This is a genomic window from Clostridium sp. AUH-JLR23 (assembly GCF_964238065.1).
GTDB classification, from domain to species: domain Bacteria; phylum Bacillota_I; class Bacilli_A; order Erysipelotrichales; family Coprobacillaceae; genus Allocoprobacillus; species Allocoprobacillus merdigallinarum.
In genome coordinates, this window is the sequence record NZ_CAXSKY010000002.1 from 60,632 (window position 1) to 81,590 (window position 20,959).

At 31.0% G+C, this 20,959-nt stretch carries 21 protein-coding genes; 16 read left to right on the top strand and 5 right to left on the bottom strand.

What is annotated here, in order from left to right; genetic code table 11:
* Positions 1 to 197 precede the first annotated feature (197 nt).
* On the top strand, positions 198 to 1,277 hold the full coding sequence (locus tag ACESR5_RS01500) for a carbamoyl phosphate synthase small subunit (protein ID WP_373153878.1): 1,080 nt from the start codon (positions 198 to 200) through the stop codon (positions 1,275 to 1,277).
* Positions 1,270 to 4,464 (top strand): carbamoyl-phosphate synthase large subunit, encoded by a 3,195-nt coding sequence (gene carB, locus ACESR5_RS01505; protein ID WP_373153879.1) that lies wholly within the window; start codon positions 1,270 to 1,272, stop codon positions 4,462 to 4,464. Before ACESR5_RS01500 ends, carB begins: the two co-directional genes overlap by 8 nt.
* A gap of 80 nt (positions 4,465 to 4,544) precedes the next feature.
* Here carB and ACESR5_RS01510 read toward each other — a convergent pair whose 3' ends face one another.
* The 3 genes from ACESR5_RS01510 to bilS form a co-directional block, all read right to left on the bottom strand.
* Positions 4,545 to 5,780 carry an MFS transporter gene (locus tag ACESR5_RS01510; RefSeq protein WP_129737739.1) on the bottom strand — a complete coding sequence of 412 codons (1,236 nt, stop codon included), beginning with the start codon at positions 5,778 to 5,780 and terminating at the stop codon, positions 4,545 to 4,547.
* Positions 5,770 to 6,624: a zinc dependent phospholipase C family protein gene (locus ACESR5_RS01515; RefSeq protein WP_373153880.1), complete on the bottom strand. Its 855-nt coding sequence runs from the start codon at positions 6,622 to 6,624 to the stop codon at positions 5,770 to 5,772. Before ACESR5_RS01515 ends, ACESR5_RS01510 begins: the two co-directional genes overlap by 11 nt.
* 136 nt (positions 6,625 to 6,760) lie before the next feature.
* Entirely contained in the window at positions 6,761 to 7,252 is a 492-nt protein-coding gene (gene bilS, locus ACESR5_RS01520; RefSeq protein ID WP_087936065.1) for a flavodoxin family protein BilS, read from the bottom strand.
* Between the two features lie 162 nt (positions 7,253 to 7,414).
* On the opposite strand from bilS, the gene ACESR5_RS01525 reads away from it, so the two are divergent.
* The 14 genes from ACESR5_RS01525 (at position 7,415) to ACESR5_RS01590 (ending at position 18,066) form a co-directional block, all read left to right on the top strand.
* Positions 7,415 to 8,311, top strand: a complete 897-nt coding sequence (locus ACESR5_RS01525) for a D-alanyl-D-alanine carboxypeptidase family protein (RefSeq protein WP_289527443.1) — start codon at positions 7,415 to 7,417, stop codon at positions 8,309 to 8,311.
* A gap of 10 nt (positions 8,312 to 8,321) precedes the next feature.
* Positions 8,322 to 8,831: a dUTP diphosphatase gene (locus tag ACESR5_RS01530; protein ID WP_373153881.1), complete on the top strand. Its 510-nt coding sequence runs from the start codon at positions 8,322 to 8,324 to the stop codon at positions 8,829 to 8,831.
* Positions 8,832 to 9,962, top strand: coding sequence for a CapA family protein (locus ACESR5_RS01535; RefSeq protein WP_373153882.1), 1,131 nt, complete (start codon positions 8,832 to 8,834; stop codon positions 9,960 to 9,962).
* A gap of 113 nt (positions 9,963 to 10,075) precedes the next feature.
* Entirely contained in the window at positions 10,076 to 10,663 is a 588-nt protein-coding gene (locus tag ACESR5_RS01540) for a hypothetical protein (RefSeq protein WP_373153883.1), read from the top strand.
* Positions 10,664 to 10,714: 51 nt separating this feature from the next.
* A complete protein-coding gene (locus ACESR5_RS01545; protein WP_164483584.1) occupies positions 10,715 to 10,855 on the top strand; it encodes a hypothetical protein in 141 nt (46 codons plus the stop codon).
* 56 nt (positions 10,856 to 10,911) lie between these two features.
* Positions 10,912 to 11,445: a sugar O-acetyltransferase gene (locus tag ACESR5_RS01550; RefSeq protein ID WP_373153964.1), complete on the top strand. Its 534-nt coding sequence runs from the start codon at positions 10,912 to 10,914 to the stop codon at positions 11,443 to 11,445.
* A gap of 36 nt (positions 11,446 to 11,481) precedes the next feature.
* The gene (locus tag ACESR5_RS01555; protein WP_373153884.1) at positions 11,482 to 12,009 is read left to right on the top strand and encodes a hypothetical protein; all 528 of its coding nucleotides are present in this window, start codon (positions 11,482 to 11,484) and stop codon (positions 12,007 to 12,009) included.
* A gap of 27 nt (positions 12,010 to 12,036) precedes the next feature.
* On the top strand, positions 12,037 to 12,495 hold the full coding sequence (locus ACESR5_RS01560; RefSeq protein WP_373153886.1) for an HIT family protein: 459 nt from the start codon (positions 12,037 to 12,039) through the stop codon (positions 12,493 to 12,495).
* 210 nt (positions 12,496 to 12,705) lie between these two features.
* Entirely contained in the window at positions 12,706 to 13,149 is a 444-nt protein-coding gene (locus ACESR5_RS01565; protein ID WP_373153887.1) for an Hsp20/alpha crystallin family protein, read from the top strand.
* 138 nt (positions 13,150 to 13,287) lie between these two features.
* The gene (locus tag ACESR5_RS01570; protein ID WP_373153889.1) at positions 13,288 to 13,920 is read left to right on the top strand and encodes a phosphatidylcholine/phosphatidylserine synthase; all 633 of its coding nucleotides are present in this window, start codon (positions 13,288 to 13,290) and stop codon (positions 13,918 to 13,920) included.
* Positions 13,917 to 14,777, top strand: coding sequence for a phosphatidylserine decarboxylase (locus ACESR5_RS01575; RefSeq protein ID WP_373153890.1), 861 nt, complete (start codon positions 13,917 to 13,919; stop codon positions 14,775 to 14,777). The genes ACESR5_RS01570 and ACESR5_RS01575 overlap by 4 nt, the downstream gene beginning before the upstream one ends.
* 12 nt (positions 14,778 to 14,789) lie before the next feature.
* Entirely contained in the window at positions 14,790 to 15,563 is a 774-nt protein-coding gene (locus tag ACESR5_RS01580; RefSeq protein ID WP_087297768.1) for a ParA family protein, read from the top strand.
* A complete protein-coding gene (locus tag ACESR5_RS01585; protein ID WP_087246033.1) occupies positions 15,550 to 16,434 on the top strand; it encodes a ParB/RepB/Spo0J family partition protein in 885 nt (294 codons plus the stop codon). The genes ACESR5_RS01580 and ACESR5_RS01585 overlap by 14 nt, the downstream gene beginning before the upstream one ends.
* Before the next feature lie 618 nt (positions 16,435 to 17,052).
* On the top strand, positions 17,053 to 18,066 hold the full coding sequence (locus ACESR5_RS01590) for an IS1595 family transposase (protein WP_373153892.1): 1,014 nt from the start codon (positions 17,053 to 17,055) through the stop codon (positions 18,064 to 18,066).
* Between the two features lie 247 nt (positions 18,067 to 18,313).
* Here the strand turns inward: ACESR5_RS01590 and ACESR5_RS01595 are convergent, their stop codons facing one another.
* Both ACESR5_RS01595 and ACESR5_RS01600 read right to left on the bottom strand, forming a co-directional pair.
* Positions 18,314 to 19,600 carry an ABC transporter ATP-binding protein gene (locus tag ACESR5_RS01595; protein WP_373153893.1) on the bottom strand — a complete coding sequence of 429 codons (1,287 nt, stop codon included), beginning with the start codon at positions 19,598 to 19,600 and terminating at the stop codon, positions 18,314 to 18,316.
* A complete protein-coding gene (locus tag ACESR5_RS01600; RefSeq protein WP_373153894.1) occupies positions 19,572 to 20,909 on the bottom strand; it encodes an FtsX-like permease family protein in 1,338 nt (445 codons plus the stop codon). Before ACESR5_RS01600 ends, ACESR5_RS01595 begins: the two co-directional genes overlap by 29 nt.
* Positions 20,910 to 20,959: the final 50 nt, after the last annotated feature.

Consider the following 20,959-nt stretch of genomic DNA (forward strand, 5'->3'; position numbering starts at 1 on the left):
AAAAATTTTTAAAAATATCTTGATAATTCGTAGAATTTTGACTATACTATACGAGAACTAAGGAAAGGAATGAGAAATATGATGAAGACACTAACGCTGAAAACAATTCTTTGTGATGCTTCTCTTTTCTCATTTTTTTATATTTCTTAAAAACATATCATTATTGATATGTTTTTTTATGACACAAGGAGGTAACGATGAAAGCATATTTGATATTAGAAGATGGACATGTTTTTGAAGGTGAACACTTTGGTGGAAATAAAGAAGTCATCAGTGAGTTTGTTTTTAATACTTCTATGACTGGATATTTAGAAGTTTTAACTGATCCTTCTTATGTTGGACAAAGTGTTGTCATGACATATCCTATGATAGGAAATTATGGTGTTTGCTTGGAAGATCAGGAATCTAATCAACCTTATGTAGAAGGTTTTGTTGTGAATGAATTGGCAAGATTTGGCAGTCATTTTAGAAAGAATATGGATTTAGAAGAATATTTAAAACAACATGATATTATAGGTATTCAAGGTGTTGATACACGTTTTATCACAAAATTAATTAGAAATGAAGGTTGTATGAATGGTTTAATTACAACACATCATTATGAAGACCTTGAAGAAGTCTTAAAACGTATTCGTGAATATAAAGTTAGCGGTGTTGTTGATCAGACAACATGCTCAAAACCTTATGTTTTGGGTCAAGGAAAATATAAAGTTGCCTTATATGATTTTGGTGCCAAGAAAAATATTGCGAGAGAATTGGTGAAAAGAGATTGTGAAGTGACAGTTTTCCCTGCACATACATCTGCTCAAACGATTCTTGATGGACATTTTGATGGTATCATGCTTTCTAATGGGCCTGGTGATCCATCTGAATGTTTAGATATTATTGACAATATGAAAATATTAAGTCAAAGTGAAATGCCTATTTTTGCGATTTGTTTAGGACATCAGCTCATGGCTTTGGCACATGGATTTGAAACTCAAAAAATGGTTTATGGACATCATGGAGCTAACCATCCAGTTAAGGATTTAAAGACAAATCGTGTTTATATTTCAACACAAAATCATAATTATGTCGTCAAAGATGAATCTTTGGATCCAACAGTCGCAAAAATGTGGTTCCAGAACGTCAATGATGGAACGCTTGAAGGTATTGAATATTTACAAAAACCAATTAAAACAGTGCAGTTTCATCCAGAAGCATGTGCTGGACCATTAGATACATCATATTTATTTGACGAATTTATCAAAATGATGGGAGGAAATCAAAATGCCTAGAAATCATGATATTCAAAAAGTATTAGTGATTGGGTCTGGACCAATTATTATTGGACAAGCTGCTGAATTTGATTATGCAGGAACACAAGCTTGTCGTGCTTTAAAAGAAGAAGGAATAGAAGTTGTACTCATTAATTCCAATCCAGCCACAATCATGACAGATAAAGATATTGCTGATAAGGTTTATATAGAACCTTTAACTGTACCGGTTGTCAAACATTTAATTGAAGTTGAAAAACCAGATAGTATCTTACCAACGCTTGGAGGACAAAATGCTTTAAATATTGCGATGGCTTTGGCTGATGAAGGATTCTTAGAAAAACATCATGTCCGTACGATTGGGACTTCAACAGATACAATCAAACTGGCTGAAGATAGATTAGAGTTTAAAACATTAATGGAAAAGATTGGAGAACCATGTGCTGCTTCAATTGTCGTGAATCATGTAGATGAAGCCATTGAGTTTGCGAATAAAATTGGTTATCCAGTTGTTATTAGACCAGCATATACATTAGGAGGAACAGGTGGTGGAATTGCCAATAATGAAGAAGAATTACATCATATTTGTTCTAATGGATTGCGTTTATCACGTGTGAGTCAGTGCCTCATTGAAAAAAGTATTGCTGGATGGAAAGAAATTGAATATGAAGTGATGCGTGATGGACATGGTAACTGTATTACAGTATGTAATATGGAAAACCTTGATCCAGTTGGTGTACATACGGGAGATAGTATTGTTGTGGCACCAAGTCAAACTTTATCTGATAAAGAATATCAGATGTTAAGAAGTTCGGCTTTAAATATTATTACAGCCTTAAATATTCAAGGTGGATGTAATGTGCAGTATGCTTTAAATCCAGATAGTTTTGAATATTGCGTTATTGAAGTTAATCCACGTGTTTCGCGTTCTTCAGCTTTAGCTTCAAAAGCAACAGGTTATCCAATCGCCAAACTGGCAGCGAAAATTGCTTTAGGTTATACATTGGATGAAATTAAAAATGCAGTTACTGGAAAAACATATGCTTCTTATGAACCGACGTTAGATTATATTGTTTGTAAGATTCCAAAATGGCCATTCGATAAATTTGTTGGGGCATCTAGAAAACTAGGAACACAGATGAAAGCCACAGGAGAAGTCATGAGTATTGCTCATAATTTTGAAGGTGCATTTATGAAAGCTTTACGTTCTCTCGAACAAAATGTTTATGATTTACATATTCCTGAAGTCGATGGACTTTCATTAGATGAATTAAAAGTCAAATTAAAAGATGTTGATGATCATCGTATCTTTGTAGTAGCACAGGCTTTAAGACAAGGAATGAGTGAACAGGAAATTCATGATATAACACGTATTGATTGCTGGTTTATTGATAAAATCAAACATTTAACGGAAGTCGAACAACAATTAAAAACAGAACCACTGACTGTTGAATTATTAAAACTTGCTAAAAGATTAGAATTCCCAGATCAAATTATTGCTAAGTATACAAATCATACAACTCAAGATATTCATCAAATGAGATTAGATCATCATATTGAAGCTGTTTATAAAACAGTAGATACATGTGCAGCTGAATTTGATGCAACAACACCTTATTATTATTCTGTATATGGAGAACATAATGAAGTTGATCCTCGTGATGATAAAAAGAAAATTATGGTTTTAGGTTCAGGACCAATCCGTATTGGACAAGGGATAGAGTTTGATTATTGTTCTGTTCATTGTGTCTGGGCGTTAAAGGAGGCTGGCTATGATACAATTATTGTGAATAATAATCCAGAAACAGTATCAACTGACTTTGATATAGCTGATCGTCTGTATTTTGAACCATTGACACCTGAAGATGTAGAAAGTATTGTGCGTTTAGAAAAACCAGATGGTGCCATTGTACAATTTGGTGGACAAACAGCCATCAAGCTTACAAAAGCTCTAATGGAAATGGGAGTTCCTATTTTAGGAACATCAGCTGATAATGTAGATGCTGCTGAAGACCGTGAAAGATTTGATGAAATCTTACAGCGTTGTGATATAGATCGTCCTAGAGGTTCAACAGTTTTCACAACAGAAGAAGCTTTAGAAGTAGCCAATCGTTTAGGATATCCAGTGCTTGTCAGACCTTCTTATGTATTAGGTGGAGCTGGAATGGAAATTGCTTTAAATGATGGTGACATCAAGAAATTCATGGAAATCATTAATCGTCAATATCAGGAACATCCTATCTTAATTGATAAATATTTATCTGGTAAAGAAGTTGAAGTCGATGCTATCTGTGATGAACATGGTGTATTGATTCCAGGTATCATGGAACATGTCGAACGTGCAGGAGTGCATAGTGGAGATAGTATCTCAGTATATCCACCACAAAAGATTAAACAGGAAATTAAAGATGTGATTGTGGATTATACACAAAGACTAGCAAAAGCGTTACATGTCATTGGATTGATTAACATTCAATTTATTGTTTATGAAGATCAAGTCTATGTTATTGAAGTGAACCCACGTTCTTCACGTACTATTCCTTATATTTCTAAGGTTACTGATATTCCTGTGGTAGATGTCGCAACACATGTCATTATGGGAAAAACAATCAAGGAACAAGGATATGAATATGGATTGGCTAAAGAAAAAGAAACAGTGGCTATTAAGATGCCAGTCTTCTCATTTGAAAAGATTACTGGTGCAGAAATCAGCTTAGGCCCTGAAATGAAATCTACAGGAGAAGTTTTAGGTGTGTCTAAAGACTTTGATGAAGCCATTTATAAAGCATTTATTGCGACAGGTATTGATTTGCCAAAGAAAAAGAATATTATCTGTACGATTAAAGATAGTGCCAAAGAAGAATTCTTACCAATTGCAAAACAATATCATCAATTTGGGTATGACATTTATGCAACAATTGGAACATTTACGTATCTTATTGAACATGGAATTCCTGCTCATCTTGTCAATTATATTGCTGATAAGAAAAATACAATCTTTGATTTAATGTTAACTGATACAGTTGATTTAATCATTGATATACCAACAAGAAACAATAATTTAAAAGATGGATTTATGATTCGTCGCTTTGCAGTAGAAGCAGGTATTCCAATTTATACATCATTGGATACAGCTCAAGCATTAATTAACTGTCTTGAAAAAAGACATCATGGTGATACATCACTTATTGATATAACAAAAATTTAATAAAAGAAAAATGGGTGTCATATTTTGGTGACATCCGTTTTTATCTGTAATAAAAAAGACTCCATATAAAGAGTCTAAAATTATTGATGCAATTTTTCTGTTTTTTTGAAGAATACAAAACCAATGAAGAACATGATAGCTAATGAACCTACACCTATATTCATCATACCTGTAACTTGAGAAATAAGGGAAACAAGAGTTGTTCCCATGAATGATGCCCCTTTACCACAAATATCATATAAACCAAAATATTCACCAGAACGATTGGCTGGAATGATTTTTGCATAATAAGAACGTGATAATGATTGAATAGCTCCTTGAAAGATTCCAACACCAACAGCTAAAATCCAGAATTGATATTGTTGTTGGAGAGTGATTCCATATAATGCAATAAGGAAATAAGCAAAGATACATATTTTGATGAGTTTTGTATTTTCAATAGACGAACTTAATTTTCCAAAAATTAAAGCAGCTGGAAACGCCACAATTTGCGTTAATAACAACGCTAATAATAAACCAGTTGTATCTAATCCTAAAGCTGTTCCATAGGCCGTAGCCATATCAATGATGGTATAAACACCATCAATATAAAAGAAGAAAGCTATTAAAAAGAATAAGACCTTTGGATTGTTTTTTAATTCTATAAAGATATTTTTTAAACGTAGAAAACTCGCTTTAACATAATGGTTTTCTTTTTCTAAATAATATGTTTGATGATATCCTAGAATTAAAGGAACTGACAATAATAACCACCATAAGGCAATCAAAAGAAAACAAATGCTCATAGCTGTTTCCATTGTTAATGAAAGTTGTTCATAGAATAATACAAGGGCTAAACTGGCTATAAAAGGTATACAGCTTCCAATGTATCCCCAGGCATATCCTTTAGCAGAAACATTATCCATACGTTCTGGAGTTGTAATATCTATAAGCATAGAATCATAAAAAACCAGGCTTAATGAATAAGCAGATTTTGCAATCACAAATAAACATAAAAACCATAACCAAGATGAAGTAAAACCAAGTAAAATACAACCCAATGCGCCAATGAGTAAAGCAACCATGAACAGCTTCTTTTTCCATCCTTTAAAATCAGAAGCAGTTCCTAATATAGGACCAAGAATAGCTGTAATGATTGTGGCTATAGATGTTGCATACCCCCAAAAAGCTAAATAGTTTGTTTCAGAAATATGTGCACTGTCAGCTAAGAAATTAAAATAAATAGGCATGATTGTAGATACAAGTAATGTAAAAGCAGAGTTTCCAATATCATACATAATCCACTTCTTTTCTAAAGATGTTGTTTTAGATGTCATATTCTTTCTCCTTTTCATACGATAATACTGGAATATTTTCCCAACCCTCTTGAGCACTGTAATGTGCTAAAAAATCATGACTGAGTGGTTCGTTTTTTGTTAAGTATGTATAATAATTTTCACTGAGTTCAAGACAGTGTGGAATGGCTTTTTTCATTAATTTTTCTAAACGTAGATTACTATCTTTGCATGATTCGTGGTCTTTTTGATCCATCAACAATCCACGATAACCTTTATATTTACCTGAAATCAATAAAAAGACTTTCACTAATGTTCTGATGAATGGATTATGACTTGCTAGAAAACGATTATATGTTTTCATGGATTTTAATGTTGATAAAATCTGTTGAACACTAAATTGATTAAAAAAAGTTTGAATCACTTTGGCATTTTCCATAGTGGGATGTAAATGCTGAGTTAAATCTGTATATAATGGTTTTTGATGATTCTTGATCAATAAATATTTATCCATTTCACATTCAATTAAGGAATGTGAAACATGTGAAGCTTGCATTTTCTTTTCAATATAACTATGACATTCGTAGTCCAATGCAAAATGAGCAATAAAACCTAACATATAGGCTATTTTGGCTTCTTTATGACTTTTTTCTAAAATAACATGACGAGAATTTTCAAATAAGTCATAAGCTTTTTGTTTATGCATGGCACTTCCCCAACGATTTAAATCATTATGATGATAAATCTGATAATAGAAAAAAATATCAGGACCATGTAAACCTATTTCATAAAGTTCAATATTGTCTTGAATGATTTTTTGAAGATGGGGTGAATAAACTTTTTTCATTTCTTCCCCAAAACAATAATGTGTATATATGGCTGGCATATATCCCCCTCCTAACGTGTATATATTACCACAAAAATATAAAAAGAATGTAAAAAATACTTAAAAAAATTGTAATATTCATATGATTAAAGAGATAAAAAGATCATCATAAGTATGAATCCTATGATGATCTCGATTATTGAATGACTGAAAGTTGTTGGATAAATGATTGTAAATCCTCTGGGCTAGGATGTGATAATGCCTGATCAAAATTTTCAATCATAGGAATAAATTTTTCCGGCTGTTTTTGTGCCATTTGTTCATAACGTTGTCTGACACTCATAGGCATTTTTCCTTGACACATAAATTGTCCCACAATTTGATTATCATCAGCAATGTTTGTTTGGACACGTTTTAAAATACCATCAAAATATTCTTGACTACCACCAAAACCAGCAGTTCCAAATAAAAAGATTTTTTGATGATGGAGTTGTTTTAAATAATCCTGAATTGATTCATCACATGTTCCTTTATCTGTCCAGAAACCTACAAAAATATAATCAGCCATCAATGGTGCTAAGTCAGCCTTTCCATAATAACAACATTCTCCTTTTATATGATTTTTAATAGTTTCAGCCAACATTTGTGTATTTCCTGTTGGACTTGAAAAAATAATAGCATATTGCATAGAAATATCCTCCTTTTTTATGACGATATTATATGAATTTGTGTGAATGTTGTCAAATGAAATAAATTAAGTAAATATTAAGGAATTTTTCGTAGAATTGGTTTATAATGGTAGCTAAGTAAGGGTATAGTTTTAATAAGCCGTTATGTTATGGAGGTAGTCATGAAAAAAATTGTCATAGGGATACTCTCTTTTATGTTTATGTTAACAGGATGTCAATCACAAGACAAGGAAGCTCCTGTTTTAACATTAACAAAATCAAGAGTTCAAATAGCATTAAATGATACATTTGATTATAGTCTTTATATTGAAAAAGCCAGCGATTTACAAGATGGTGATTTAATGGATCAGGTGAGCTACAGTGATATAGATACATCTTCAGTAGGAAAGAAAACTGTCCATTATTCTGTCGAAGATCAGGCTGGAAATAAAGCTCAAAAGGATTTGATTGTAGATGTTGTGGAATATGTGGGGGATTTGATTAATCCTATCACAGCACAGGCGGATATTGTTGAAAATCCTGATGATGTGACTGTTCTTGTCAATAAGTTACATGAAATACCTGAGGGATGGAAGCCTGATGATTTAGAAAAAGTGATTGATTGTAGTCAAAAGTTGCGTCATGAAGCGAATCAGGCATACACGCAATTTTATCAGGCAGCCAAGGAAAAAGGCATTGAGATTTATACTATCTCAGGCTATCGTGAACCAGAAACACAACAGCTTTATTGGGATAATTCTGTAAAAGTGTTTGGCCAAGAGCATGCTATTCAATATAATGCCTATCCTCGTCGTAGTGAACATGAACTAGGCTTATGTGTAGATATATCCTATACTATGGATGGAGATCGTTTAAGTGAAAAAGTGGCTGATAGTCCACTGGGAAAATTCATTGAAAGTGATGCTTATAAATATGGCTTTATTTTGCGTTATCCTCAAGATAAAGTACGTATTACAGGTTATGGGTATGAACCATGGCATATTCGTTATGTAGGTGTAGATTTAGCTACACAATTACATCAGGAAAACAAAACATTAGAAGAATATTATGAAGGTTAAGGAGAACAATATGACAACAGCAAAATTTTATAAAGTATCTTATCAACAATTTGAGGAAGCTTATTTAGATTATGATGCATATGCTTCTAAGCAACAGATTCAATCTGTTTATGATTCTATTCAATTACCTAAACGTGCGACTAAAGGCTCAGCGGGATATGATTTTTATACACCTATTCATATATGCTTAAAACCACAGGAAACAATCAAGATTCCAACTGGTATTCGTTGTGAAATGAATGAAAGATGGGTTTTAATGATTTATCCTAGAAGTGGACTAGGATTTAAGTATCGTCTACAATTAAACAATACAGTGGGAGTTATTGATAGTGATTATTTTTATTCAGATAATGAGGGGCATATCTTTATTAAGATGACAAATGATACAAATGAAAATAAAACTGTAGAAGTCTTACCTGGACAAGGGATTGCGCAAGGAATCTTTATGCAATATGGTCTTGTTGAAGATGATGATGCAAATGAGATTCGTAATGGTGGATTTGGGAGTACAACTAAATAAATGAAAAAGATTATCCAATTATTGATATCTGTTGTATTGATTTCTGGCTGTCAAAATACACCAAAAAAAGAAAAAGTTCAGGAACCAAAAAAAGATGATACAGTTTCGTTTGTCGCCGTTGGGGATAATTTAATGCATCAAAGATTATTGGATGAAGCAAAAACGGATGATGATTATGATTTTTCATCCTACTATACAAATATAAAGCCATATATTGAACAGGCTGATTTGGCTTTTGTCAATCAGGAAACAATATTAGGTGGGGGCAAAGCATCTGGCTATCCTTATTTTAATACTCCTGATGCTATGGCAAAGAATTTACATGATGTTGGGTTTGATATTGTCAATGGTTCTACTAACCATGCCTTAGATCAAGGATATGAAGGAATCCAGCATTCTATCCAGGTTTTTAAAAATTATCAGGATATGCATTATATTGGATTATATCAGTCTCAAGAAGAACGTGATCAGATCCAGGTTGTTGAAAAGGATGGTTTACGTATAGCTTTTTTAGCATATAATCAGATGTTAAATTATACAGAAGATTATCCATCTTATTGTATTAATGATTTTGATGAAGAAAAAATGAAAAACGATGTAGAAAATGCAAAGGAGATCAGTGATATTGTGATTGTATCTTGTCATTGGGGTATTGAAAATGATTTGGAGCCACAACCATTTCAAAAGAAAAATGCGAAGTTTTTAGCTGATTTAGGTGTTGATATCGTTTTAGGAACACATACGCATACTTTACAGCCTGTAGAATGGATTGAAGGTCAAGATGGTCATCAAACACTTGTAGCATATAGTTTGGGTAATTTTATTAGTGGAATGTTAGAAGAAGATTCTCAATTAGGTGGAATGCTGACATGTGATTTTAAAAAAGATGGAAGTGGGTGGTCTATTCAAAATGTCACTTTAGTACCACTTATGAATCATTATGAAACAACGAATCAAAAGAATATCATTGATACAAGAGAGAAATTTACAGTATATAGATTAAAAGATTATACAGATGAACTTGCTAAAAAACATGCTTTACAAGGATACAATGGGATAACAATTTCAAAAGAACGCATGCAAGAAAAAGTAAAAGAAAGAGTAGGAAGTCATATTCAAATTGATATGTAGGGAACAGAAATGTTCTCTTTTTAAATACAATGATTATAGGAGATTTTGTAAGTGGTGATTTTGTTGAATAGCTTATCTTCTGTTGATATAATATGGGATATAGGAGAAAAAATATGGCTAGAAAGAAAATACCTTCAATTGATGAATTAAGAGATTATCGAGAAAAGCAAGAGGCTTATCTTCAAGATTGTATTAAGAATCATAAAACATTTGTTATAACTGGTCCAAAATTTCAAGGAGAGAATATTTGGGTAGCTAAAAGTACCTTGCCTTTAATGGAAGCTGCCAAAGAAGTTGGTGCATCTTTTGAGGAAATATGGCAGTTATGTCGTAAATTAGCAACTCTAACACATGCTCCCATAACAAAAAAAGAATATGAAAGAATGATTCCTTTTTCTAAAAAACCACATACAGTCGATACAGTTTTGCAATTTTTAGAAACAAATATTCCTCAATATAACCATAAAAGACACTGTTTAGATTTTGATATTGTCGCCTATTTTTATTGTTATGCATTGATTTCACTTTCAGATTATAGACAAGAAGATTGTCAAAAACAATTATGGTATGCTGTTGATGACTTTATGGAAAGAGATCGAAATATGGCTATGGTTTTATTAAGAAACATGAAAGTTTTAGAACCGATACGTCCGTTTTTAACACCAATGAAAGAAAAGTTGGAAAAAGTAACAGAAAGTTAAATATATTTATTGAAAAATAAAGATGAAATAAAAACATATATGTGAGAAGGAATGTCAATAGGAATGTGTATTGGAACATCACTAGGAGTCATTATAGGACTGTTTACTGATAACATTCCTATATGTATATGTTTTGGGATAAGTATAGGTTTATGTGTTGGTTTAGGAATAGATTCTTTAATCAAAAAATAAGTGGTAGTTTAAAATTATAAAAAGGAATGATAAGATTGAAAACAGAAAAAGAAAAAATGATTTCTGGAGAAAAATATAATCCTGCTAATCCTAGACTTGTTCTTGAACGAGCACGAGCAAATAGAATATGTACTAAGTATAATAAAAGAAGTTTTAATGAGATCAATATGAAATCACGATTAATGAGAAAATTAATAAATACTAACGGAAAATTTTGGATTAAACCACCATTTTTTTGTGATTATGGATATAATATTTTCATTGAAAAAAATGTTATGCTTAATTATGGTTGTGTCATATTAGATGTTTGCCCTGTAAAAATAGGAGAGCATACTTTAATAGGACCAAATACCCATATTTATACAGCTTGTCATTCATTAGTTCCAGATGAAAGAATTTCAGATATTGAATTTGGCAAACCTGTAACTATTGGTAAAAATGTATGGATTGGAGGAAATTGTACTATTTTACCGGGAGTGACTATTGGGGATAATTCGGTTATTGGTGCTGGAAGTGTTGTAACAAAAGATATTCCAAACAATTCTATAGCAGTAGGCAATCCGGCAAAAGTGAAATCAAAAAATGAGTGATATAAATTAAAATACTATTAGTAGGTGATAGAAGAAATGAGTAAATTGGAATTTGAAAGCGAGTTGATTTTAATGTTAATTCTAATGTTACTAATGGAAGGTATAGTATTATGTTTTATACTTTTAATGTTTTGTGTTATTGGTATAGCAAATGGTCCTGAAAAATTTACTGTATTTTACGAAAAGAATGTTCAAGAAAAAGCAATAAAATTAGGATATACTACTCAAAAAGAAATAAAGAAACAAACCATTATATCAATTATAGTTTTATACTTACCTTGTTTTATTCTAGTGCCATTAATGGTTTGCTATATAAATGATGCAAAAGAGTTTGGAAATATTTTTATTCAAAGTTTATTTATAATGTATATAATGGGACTATTTGATAGATTTTTTGTTGACTGGTATTGGGTAGAACATACAAAAGCGTGGGATATACCCAATACAGAAGAATTAAAACCTTATATTCCTACAAAAATGAAAATAGTCAAATGGCTGGGAACCATAGTTGGATTTGCAATAATTGCTTTAATTATTGCTTTAATAATGAGTAAGATGGTTTGAAAATTCCAGTTTAGTGAGGTGATTAAAATGTGTTTAATTTGTGACAGAATAAAAATGATAAAGAATGGTACAAATCCATATTTTGTAAAAGAACTTGAAACTGGTTATGTGGTTATTGGAGATAATCAGCATTTTAAGGGATATACTTTATTTTTATATAAAGATCATAAAACAGAATTATTTCATTTAGAAACAATCAAAAAAATGAAGTTTTTAGAAGAAATGTCTATTGTAGCTGAAGCAGTTTCTAAAGCTTTTAATGCAGAAAAAATGAACTATGAATTATTGGGAAATGGAGATACACATCTTCACTGGCATTTATTTCCAAGAGTCAATGGTGATTTAGGAAAATATGGTAATAATGGTAAGGGACCTGTCTGGTGGTATCCAATGCAAAAAATGTATGATGGTTCTAACTGTCCTACAAATGAAGAATTAAGGATAATGAAATCAAGATTATTAATGGAGTTAGATAAACTCTTGTAAATACAGATTTTTAATAAATTCATATGATTATATGTTGACATAATGTGTGAAAAAATGTTTTTAGCACTCTATACTTGACTCTGCTAAAATAGAGGACTATAATATAAATAGAAATAAGGAAAGAGAATAAAAAAGGCATTCCTTACTTCTCATATCAAACATTGTTCATTCTCTAACAATGCTTAGAATTATTCATAAGAGGTGATATATATGTTAATGCCTAGTATTTTTGGAGAAAGTTTATTTGATGACTGGTTTGATGATTTTGACAAGGAATTCTTTGGAAAGAAAAATCCATTGTATGGAAAACATTCAAGAAATGTGATGAAGACAGATGTCAGAGAAACAGAAGGAACATATGAATTGGATGTGGATCTTCCAGGCTTCAAGAAAGAAGATGTGGAATTGTCATTTGACAATGGATATTTGACAATCTCAGCTAAGAAGAACTTGAATAAAGATGAAAAGAATAAAGATGGACAATATATCCGACAGGAAAGATATGCAGGAAGCATGAGTCGAAGCTTCTATGTAGGAGAAAGTGTTCCACAGAGTGATATTAAAGCAAAATTTGAAGATGGTGTTTTAAGAATTTCAATTCCAAAACAGGATATGAAAGCTATTGAAAGCAACAACACAATCATGATTGATTAATGTCATAAGAGTTCGAAAAATCGGACTCTTTTTTTGTAGACAATTCACGAAATTTCTTCTATTATAGAAAAGTCCTATAAAAACAAGGAGAAGTATGCTATAATACAACCGTTAAAATAAAAAGTGTGGGAGAAAGATATGATTGGTTTTTATAATTATACTGTCATATTAACTTATTTAAGTTTAATCAGTGCTTTATTTGGAACACATTTAGCATTTAAAGGGAATTTTAGTGGAGCACTTATTTGCTTATTATTAAGTGGTGCATTTGATTCCTTTGATGGAATGGTGGCACGTACAAAGAAAGACAGAACAGAAGAAGAAAGAAAATTTGGAATACAAATTGATTCATTAGCTGATATGTTTAGTTTTGGTATATTTCCAGCTATTATTGGTTATACCATGATGGATTCTATTGTGTGTGGTGTAACTTGGCTATGGTTTTTTATCTTTGCGTTATATGCTTTATGTGCTATTAGCAGACTGGGATATTTTAATGTGGTTGAAGAAATGCGACAAAAAGAAACCACAGAAAAAAGAAAATACTATCAAGGTTTACCTGTCACAAGTGCAGCATTAATCTTCCCAGCTATCTATTTATTAAGACATGTTTTGACAGCTGAGTTGACGTATAGTATATATGCATGGGTTATGTTTGTTGTCGCATGGGCATTTATTATTAATTTTCAAGTAAGAAAACCTGGTTTAAAAGGCATTTTAGTTATGCTTGTTATGGGTATTTTGATTTGTACAGGATTGTTGATGTTATGAGAATATTTGACCGAAGTGGACAAGAACTCATTGTCAATCAAAGACAAAATCAATTATTAAAATTTTTATACAGTCATTTTTTAGGAAGATGTGCACTAAAAGTGTTAACCCTTCCTTTTATTACCCACATTGGTGGCTGTTATATGAATAGTCGATTTTCAAAACGTAAGATACAGCCGTTTATTCAACAAAATCAAATTGATATGAGTCAATATGAAAAACAGGAATATAGCTGTTATAATGATTTTTTTACTAGAAAAATAAAAAAAGAAGAAAGACCTATTTGTATGGAACATGATCTTTTGATTGCACCTGCAGATTCTAAATTAACCTATTATCCAATTCATCAAGATACATGTTTAACAATAAAGGATACCGTCTATTCTTTATCTGATTTATTGAAGAATCAATCGTTATCTCAGGAATATGATGGTGGAACATGTCTGATTTTTAGGTTGACGGTAGACGACTATCATCGTTATTGTTATATTGATGATGGAACAAAAGAACAGGATATTTATATACCTGGTATTTTTCATACTGTTAATCCTGTTGCGAATGATTATTACCCCATTTATAAACAGAATTCACGTTCATATTCGTTGTTACATACACAACACTTTGGGGATGTTATTTATATGGAAGTAGGCGCAATGATGGTAGGAAAAATTGTGAATCATTCCAAGACATCATTTCAGCGCGGAGAAGAAAAAGGATATTTTGAATTTGGTGGATCAACAATAGTTGTTTTGTTTAAAAAAGATATAGTTGTTATAGATGAAGATATTATTAAAAACTCTCAAAATAATGATGAAACACGTGTGCTTATGGGAGAGAAAATAGGAATAAAAAGATAAGGAGGAAAGAAAATGTCAAAGGTTATAGCTGTTACAAATCAAAAGGGTGGTGTTGGTAAAACAACAACAAGTGTTAATTTAAGTGCAGCTCTTGCATATATGGGTAAAAAAGTTTTATTAATTGATATTGATCCTCAGGCAAATGCGACACAGGGATTAGGTGTTGATCGTGCATCTTTGGAATACACAATTTATGATGCTATCGCACAGCAAATGCCTATTCAAGATATTAGTATTCCTTCTGGTGTAGATAACCTTGACATTGTTCCAGCAAATATTGATTTGGCTGGTGTTGAAATTGAACTTTCACAAGTCAAATCTGGAAGAGAACAAAGACTGAAAAAGGCATTAGGTGAATATAGAAATAAATACGATTATGTGATTATTGATTGTCCGCCGGCACTTGGTTTATTGAATACAAATGCTTTAACCGCTTCGGATTCTGTATTGATTCCTGTACAGTGTGAATATTATGCCTTAGAAGGACTTACACAGTTGTTGAATACAATTTTATTAACACAAAAGGTTTTTAATGAAAACTTAACTATAGAAGGTGTTTTACTTACAATGTTGGATGCACGTACCAATTTAGGAGTGGAAGTTTCACAGGAAGTTAGAAAATACTTTAGAGAAAAAGTATATGATGTTGTGATTCCTAGAAATATTAAATTGTCTGAAGCACCATCTGAAGGATTAAATATTTTTGATTATGATGCTCATTCTGAGGGCGCAAAAGCATATGCCAAATTGGCTAAGGAAGTGGTGAAACGAAATGGCCGCAAGTAAAAAGAAAAAAAGTGGTTTAGGTAAAGGTTTAAATGAATTATTTCAAGGTGAAGATATTCAAACAATGATTGATGCAATTGAGAAAAAACCATCTCAATTTGCACAAGTTCAGATTCCCATTGATCAGATTCGTCCTAATCCTTATCAACCTAGAAAACATTTTGATGAAGAAAAATTGAATGAATTAGCACAATCTATCAAAGAACATGGGATTTTTCAGCCAATTATCTTAAAAGAAGCGATTCAAGGTTATGAAATTGTCGCTGGAGAAAGACGTTATCGTGCAGCTTCAATTGTTGGTTTAACAGAAGTTCCAGCTATTATCGTAGAATTTACAGATCAGCAAATGATGGAAATTGCATTGCTGGAAAATATTCAACGTGAAGATTTAAATGCAATTGAAGAAGCTCAAGCTTATCAGAATATGATGAAAAAGCTCAAATTAACGCAAGAAGAATTAGCAAAGCGTATTGGTAAGTCTAGAGCTCATGTAGCGAATACTGTTAGACTTTTAAAGATGCCTCAAAAATTACAGGACTATGTTTTAGAAGGCACACTCACAATGGGACATATCAAACCTTTAATTACTATTGATGAAAAGAAAGCTTTAGAAGTTGCAAAAAAAGCTATTGAACAACAATTATCTGTAAGAGAAGTTGAAGATATTGTCAAAGGAATCAAGCTTCAAGAAGCAAGAAAGTCTAAACCTAAAGAAGTGAAACCTCAAGAATATGTTTATGTAGAAGGATTATTACGTAAAAAATACCGTACAAAAATTAAAGTTGATGATCATACGATTACTTTGAAATATACAGATACTAAAGATTTAAATAGAATCTTAGAATTAATGGGAGTTATTGAAGAATCATAAGACTTAATATACTGAACATGAAATGACAATATAAAGACAAGTGGAGGTAAAAATGAAAAAATATATTTTTTTATAAAGATTTGTTTCTTTATTGTTGTTATATCAGTGTCCATATATTTAAAAGAAAACGATTTATTAACATATATAGCTCCAATAGGTGCGTTCGATCAAACTAGCACGATTATTCAATTTAATGAATTTTCAAATGTTCTGATAGGGAGTAGTTTGCTATTACTTGCTATATTCTTTGTTTATTATAGAATGAGTATACACTTATCGTATATTACATCATTAGATAAAATAGTCTTATTTTACTATATTATATATTTTATCATTATATTAATTACTAAATTCTCATTTTATGAATTTACTGCTGATATGGCTCAATTAACATTTATGTTATCTTCTATCACATTTTTACAATCTCACTTTTTAAAAATATTACCTATTGGAATAATCATTTATATTCCAATAATATATTTATTTTTTATTCAAAAAAATTTAACTTCAGTTAAATGTTGGTAATTGATTTTAACTCCATAAAAACGGTGTTAAAGCCCTTTAAAATAAAACATGATATTTTCATCAGTGCTATACTTATATCGAGGTGAAGATATTATGACTGATAAAATGTTTAATGATATTATTGATTCCATTATCAATAATGCAACTGATGATGAAATTGAAATCATTAGAGAAAAGCTCAATAACCATATCATCAATCATATCTATGATGGTGAAGTACATAAGGAACTGTCAGATGAATTTGATAGTTCCTTTTGCCCTCACTGCGGGCATGAGCACATCATTAGATATGGCAAGGATAAAAATGGAAATCAAAGATATTTATGCAAACATTGTCATAAGACTTTCTCGCCCATGACAGGAACTTTGTTTTCATATTCAAAGAAGAAAGCCTATCAATGGTATCTGTATATGGAATCACTCTTTCGTGGTGATACCATTGTACAGTCTGCTCATATTGCAGGTATATGCGAACATACATCTCTTGTGTGGAGACATAAGATACTGAGTGTATGTGCTTCTCTCACAGCTAAAGATCGCATACTAGATGGAGTTGTTTACCTTGATGAAAAACTTTCAGATGTCAAACATCCTGGAATAACAGTTGAAGATAAAGAATCAAAGAAGAAAAGAGGAATCAGCGATCAGAAGAGAAACATTGTCTGTGCCATAGATGAACACAACAATAAAGTGATACAGGTATCAGAAAGAGGAAGAATACATACCAAGAATCTCTATGAAATATATAAAGACAAAATCTCTTCACAATGTACAGTTGTCAGTGACAGCCTTCGCTCATATCATGGACTGATGAAAAAGTTAGGGGTTAAATGGATTAAGATTCCATCAGGCAAGAAAGAAAAGGACGGATATACATTGGATAAGGTCAATAGATTGCATTCGTCTATTGAATTGTTTTTGCATGGATATAGAGGGATATCAGACAAGTATTTGAAGAACTACATTGGACTATATAAGATGAAAGATCAGAATAAAAATTACTATAACAAAACGACTTTCAAGGGAATATACAAGAAGATCATGAACTCCATGTGTGAGCTAAGATATAGTGACTTTACAAATGAATTTTCATTTAAGACCATATAATCAATATATTTTAAATATAGTTACCAACATTTATCTAGGGTTAGATTATTCAAAAAAAAGATTGTAAGAGATGAAAGAATCATGATGATAAGATGACTGACTTCAATGACATTATGTCAGAATGGTTATTAATCAGTTGATAATGATATGATGACTTAAAATATACAGATACTCAAGATGAAAATAGAATCTGAGAATTCATTTGAATGATTGAAGAACATAAAAACCTGTTCATATGAGCAGGTTTTTATTTCTTTTTCAATAGATCTTTGTGAGTTCTTTTATAATATTTTTGACGAGAATAATCATCAGGATATTGATGATAAGCATCTTCAATGTGTCGAGGATCAATAACTTTAACATGATTTTGATGGAAGTAATCAATAATATGAATGAAATCATCTTTATTTTTTACTTTAAGTTTATATGTTCCTTGAGGGCTGACACAATCTAATAGAATATGAAAGACATATTCACTATATATACCAAAAATAACAAACTGTGCAGTTAAATCCATTCTGATTTCTTGAATATCCTTGAAATCAAATTCAATATCATCATGATGAACATTCTGATAGGATATATGGGTACCATGAATATAAAGTGGTGTACTATTTTTTAAGATGTTTTCATCACTTTTGAATCCATCCAATACCATATAAACAGTTTGTCTGGATATAAATGCTTTATCTTGATTATCAACTTTGATTTTTTCAGTTGTAGGAGCAGGATTGGTAGATTGTAAAGGACTTGTCTGATCAAATTCATAAAGCAATGTATCTTGATGAACGACTTGGTTAATTTGGTCTAAAAACTCCCTTTGCGTTGCCTGATTTCTTTGGACAACAGCTTTAATACCACCATCATATAAATACATCATTGTTTTTCCATAACTGGCAATCATAGGATCGTGTGTCACTAAAACAATTGTTGTATCACGTTGATTGAGATGCGATAGAATTGTTAAAAGCTTATGAGAATTCTTAGAATCCAAATTACCTGTAGGTTCATCACAAAATAGAATTTCTGGTTCATTGACTAAAGCACGTGCAATAGCGGTTCTCTGGCATTCACCACTTGAACATTCATGTGGAAATTTATCAAGAATACCTTCGATTTCTAAATCTTTCGCAAGAGTTTTGATTCTGTTTTCAATATCTTGACTTTTTTGATTACCTAGAATAATAGGAGCAGCAATATTATCATAAATAGATAGATAAGGAATTAAGTTATGATTTTGAAAAACAAAACCTAATTTTTGATATCTAAATTCACATAAGTCATTTTTATGCATTTGAGAAATATACTGATTAAAGATTTGTATATCACCACGACTAGGTTGATCTAATGTTGATAAACAATTTAATAATGTACTCTTCCCAGAACCAGAAGGTCCCATAATACAGATAAAGTCACCTTTTTGAAGTTGGAAATTGACATTATTTAAAGCATAGATATTTTTTCCTCGTTTGAAGAATATATCCTGATCATATATTTTTGATATATTATTCGCCTCTATTAAGATATTTGACATTGTTGATGACCTCCTTTATACAGTGTCTTTCTTTCAAGATAATATAAATCATAAGCAAAGTATATAAAACCAAATATAAACATTCTAAACTATACATCACTTGGCTTGTGAGAAATTGATGAGTGATAATATAATCCCCTAAAGAATAGATGTAAACAAATGGTATAAAGATAACTAATATAAGAAATAAAAGATTTTTAAATATAGAAATTTGAAAAAGTTTACTTGGACTATAACCTAAAGCATAATGTGTTGCGTAAATATGCATTATGGATTTGATATATAGTGAATATTTGATAATAAAACATAGTAACAACATGATTAGCATCATAATAAAACACGGGATAATGAAGAGGGTTATATAACTCATGTCACCACTCATTAATACAAGAATAAACATTGTAGGTAAGACAATGGAATGAATATTAGCAATAGAAACAAGCTGATTGGTTAAATCAATAAAACTTGATATGCTGTTGAATAAGAGTGGGTGATGAAGAAGTGTTGAGTGAAATAAATCGAATAAAAGTGGAATGAAAGTATTAATAATAGAAGCGATAGAAGCGATAGATATTAGAAATAATGCAAAATAAATGAATTTATTTTCAAATAACGAATCAGTCGCTAATGCATATAATGAGTAGAAAAAGATATAGAGAGTGAATAGGGATGAAATGATCTGACCGGTTGGAACCTTACGTTTTTGATCATGACGACTCATAGAAATCATATAAGGTGTCACTTTTTGCATATTCTTATGATTTATTGTTTCTATAATATGAGTATCAATCTCCGTAAACTGTTGAGCACTTATTGCTAAAATAAAGATCACAGTAAAGATTAAAAAGAAAGTATACAAGAAAAATGTATTTAAGAAATGATATTGGAAAATATAATTCATATGAATATGGATCAGATAAATATTGATACCTTTCATAATCAAGATACCTAAAATGAATCCTAGAAAAAAAGCAATCAAAGACATGATACCATATTGAATTATCAGATAAAGAAATAAATCTTTGGGTTTTCTTCCAAAAAGTAATAACATTGAAAATTCATGTTTTTTATTTTGAATAAAATATTTCGCAACAAAAACACTCAATACAACTGCTATCATTAAGGTTAAAAATGGAATAAAGGCAATTGCCCTGAATGTCATCCAGTCAATTTTTAAATCTAAACGCGAAAGATGATCATACATGGCAATAAAACAAAATTCAAAAGAAGCTATCAATGTTAAGATACTTAATAAAAGTAAATAGTCTTTCTTTTGATGAATAACAATTTTTTTAATGAATGTAAGCATATGTTTTCCCTTCTTTCATCCTTATTAAACACTATAGAGTAACTACAAGG

Excerpts from the sequence above, each read along its gene's own strand:
- ACESR5_RS01500 (WP_373153878.1), top strand. The coding sequence starts at position 198 with ATGAAAGCATATTTGATATTAGAAGATGGACATGTTTTTGAAGGTGAA.
- carB (WP_373153879.1), top strand. The coding sequence starts at position 1,270 with ATGCCTAGAAATCATGATATTCAAAAAGTATTAGTGATTGGGTCTGGA.
- ACESR5_RS01510 (WP_129737739.1), bottom strand. The coding sequence starts at position 5,780 with ATGACATCTAAAACAACATCTTTAGAAAAGAAGTGGATTATGTATGAT.
- ACESR5_RS01515 (WP_373153880.1), bottom strand. The coding sequence starts at position 6,624 with ATGCCAGCCATATATACACATTATTGTTTTGGGGAAGAAATGAAAAAA.
- bilS (WP_087936065.1), bottom strand. The coding sequence starts at position 7,252 with ATGCAATATGCTATTATTTTTTCAAGTCCAACAGGAAATACACAAATG.
- ACESR5_RS01525 (WP_289527443.1), top strand. The coding sequence starts at position 7,415 with ATGAAAAAAATTGTCATAGGGATACTCTCTTTTATGTTTATGTTAACA.
- ACESR5_RS01530 (WP_373153881.1), top strand. The coding sequence starts at position 8,322 with ATGACAACAGCAAAATTTTATAAAGTATCTTATCAACAATTTGAGGAA.
- ACESR5_RS01535 (WP_373153882.1), top strand. The coding sequence starts at position 8,832 with ATGAAAAAGATTATCCAATTATTGATATCTGTTGTATTGATTTCTGGC.
- ACESR5_RS01540 (WP_373153883.1), top strand. The coding sequence starts at position 10,076 with ATGGCTAGAAAGAAAATACCTTCAATTGATGAATTAAGAGATTATCGA.
- ACESR5_RS01545 (WP_164483584.1), top strand. The coding sequence starts at position 10,715 with ATGTCAATAGGAATGTGTATTGGAACATCACTAGGAGTCATTATAGGA.
- ACESR5_RS01550 (WP_373153964.1), top strand. The coding sequence starts at position 10,912 with ATGATTTCTGGAGAAAAATATAATCCTGCTAATCCTAGACTTGTTCTT.
- ACESR5_RS01555 (WP_373153884.1), top strand. The coding sequence starts at position 11,482 with ATGAGTAAATTGGAATTTGAAAGCGAGTTGATTTTAATGTTAATTCTA.
- ACESR5_RS01560 (WP_373153886.1), top strand. The coding sequence starts at position 12,037 with ATGTGTTTAATTTGTGACAGAATAAAAATGATAAAGAATGGTACAAAT.
- ACESR5_RS01565 (WP_373153887.1), top strand. The coding sequence starts at position 12,706 with ATGTTAATGCCTAGTATTTTTGGAGAAAGTTTATTTGATGACTGGTTT.
- ACESR5_RS01570 (WP_373153889.1), top strand. The coding sequence starts at position 13,288 with ATGATTGGTTTTTATAATTATACTGTCATATTAACTTATTTAAGTTTA.
- ACESR5_RS01575 (WP_373153890.1), top strand. The coding sequence starts at position 13,917 with ATGAGAATATTTGACCGAAGTGGACAAGAACTCATTGTCAATCAAAGA.
- ACESR5_RS01580 (WP_087297768.1), top strand. The coding sequence starts at position 14,790 with ATGTCAAAGGTTATAGCTGTTACAAATCAAAAGGGTGGTGTTGGTAAA.
- ACESR5_RS01585 (WP_087246033.1), top strand. The coding sequence starts at position 15,550 with ATGGCCGCAAGTAAAAAGAAAAAAAGTGGTTTAGGTAAAGGTTTAAAT.
- ACESR5_RS01590 (WP_373153892.1), top strand. The coding sequence starts at position 17,053 with ATGACTGATAAAATGTTTAATGATATTATTGATTCCATTATCAATAAT.
- ACESR5_RS01595 (WP_373153893.1), bottom strand. The coding sequence starts at position 19,600 with ATGTCAAATATCTTAATAGAGGCGAATAATATATCAAAAATATATGAT.
- ACESR5_RS01600 (WP_373153894.1), bottom strand. The coding sequence starts at position 20,909 with ATGCTTACATTCATTAAAAAAATTGTTATTCATCAAAAGAAAGACTAT.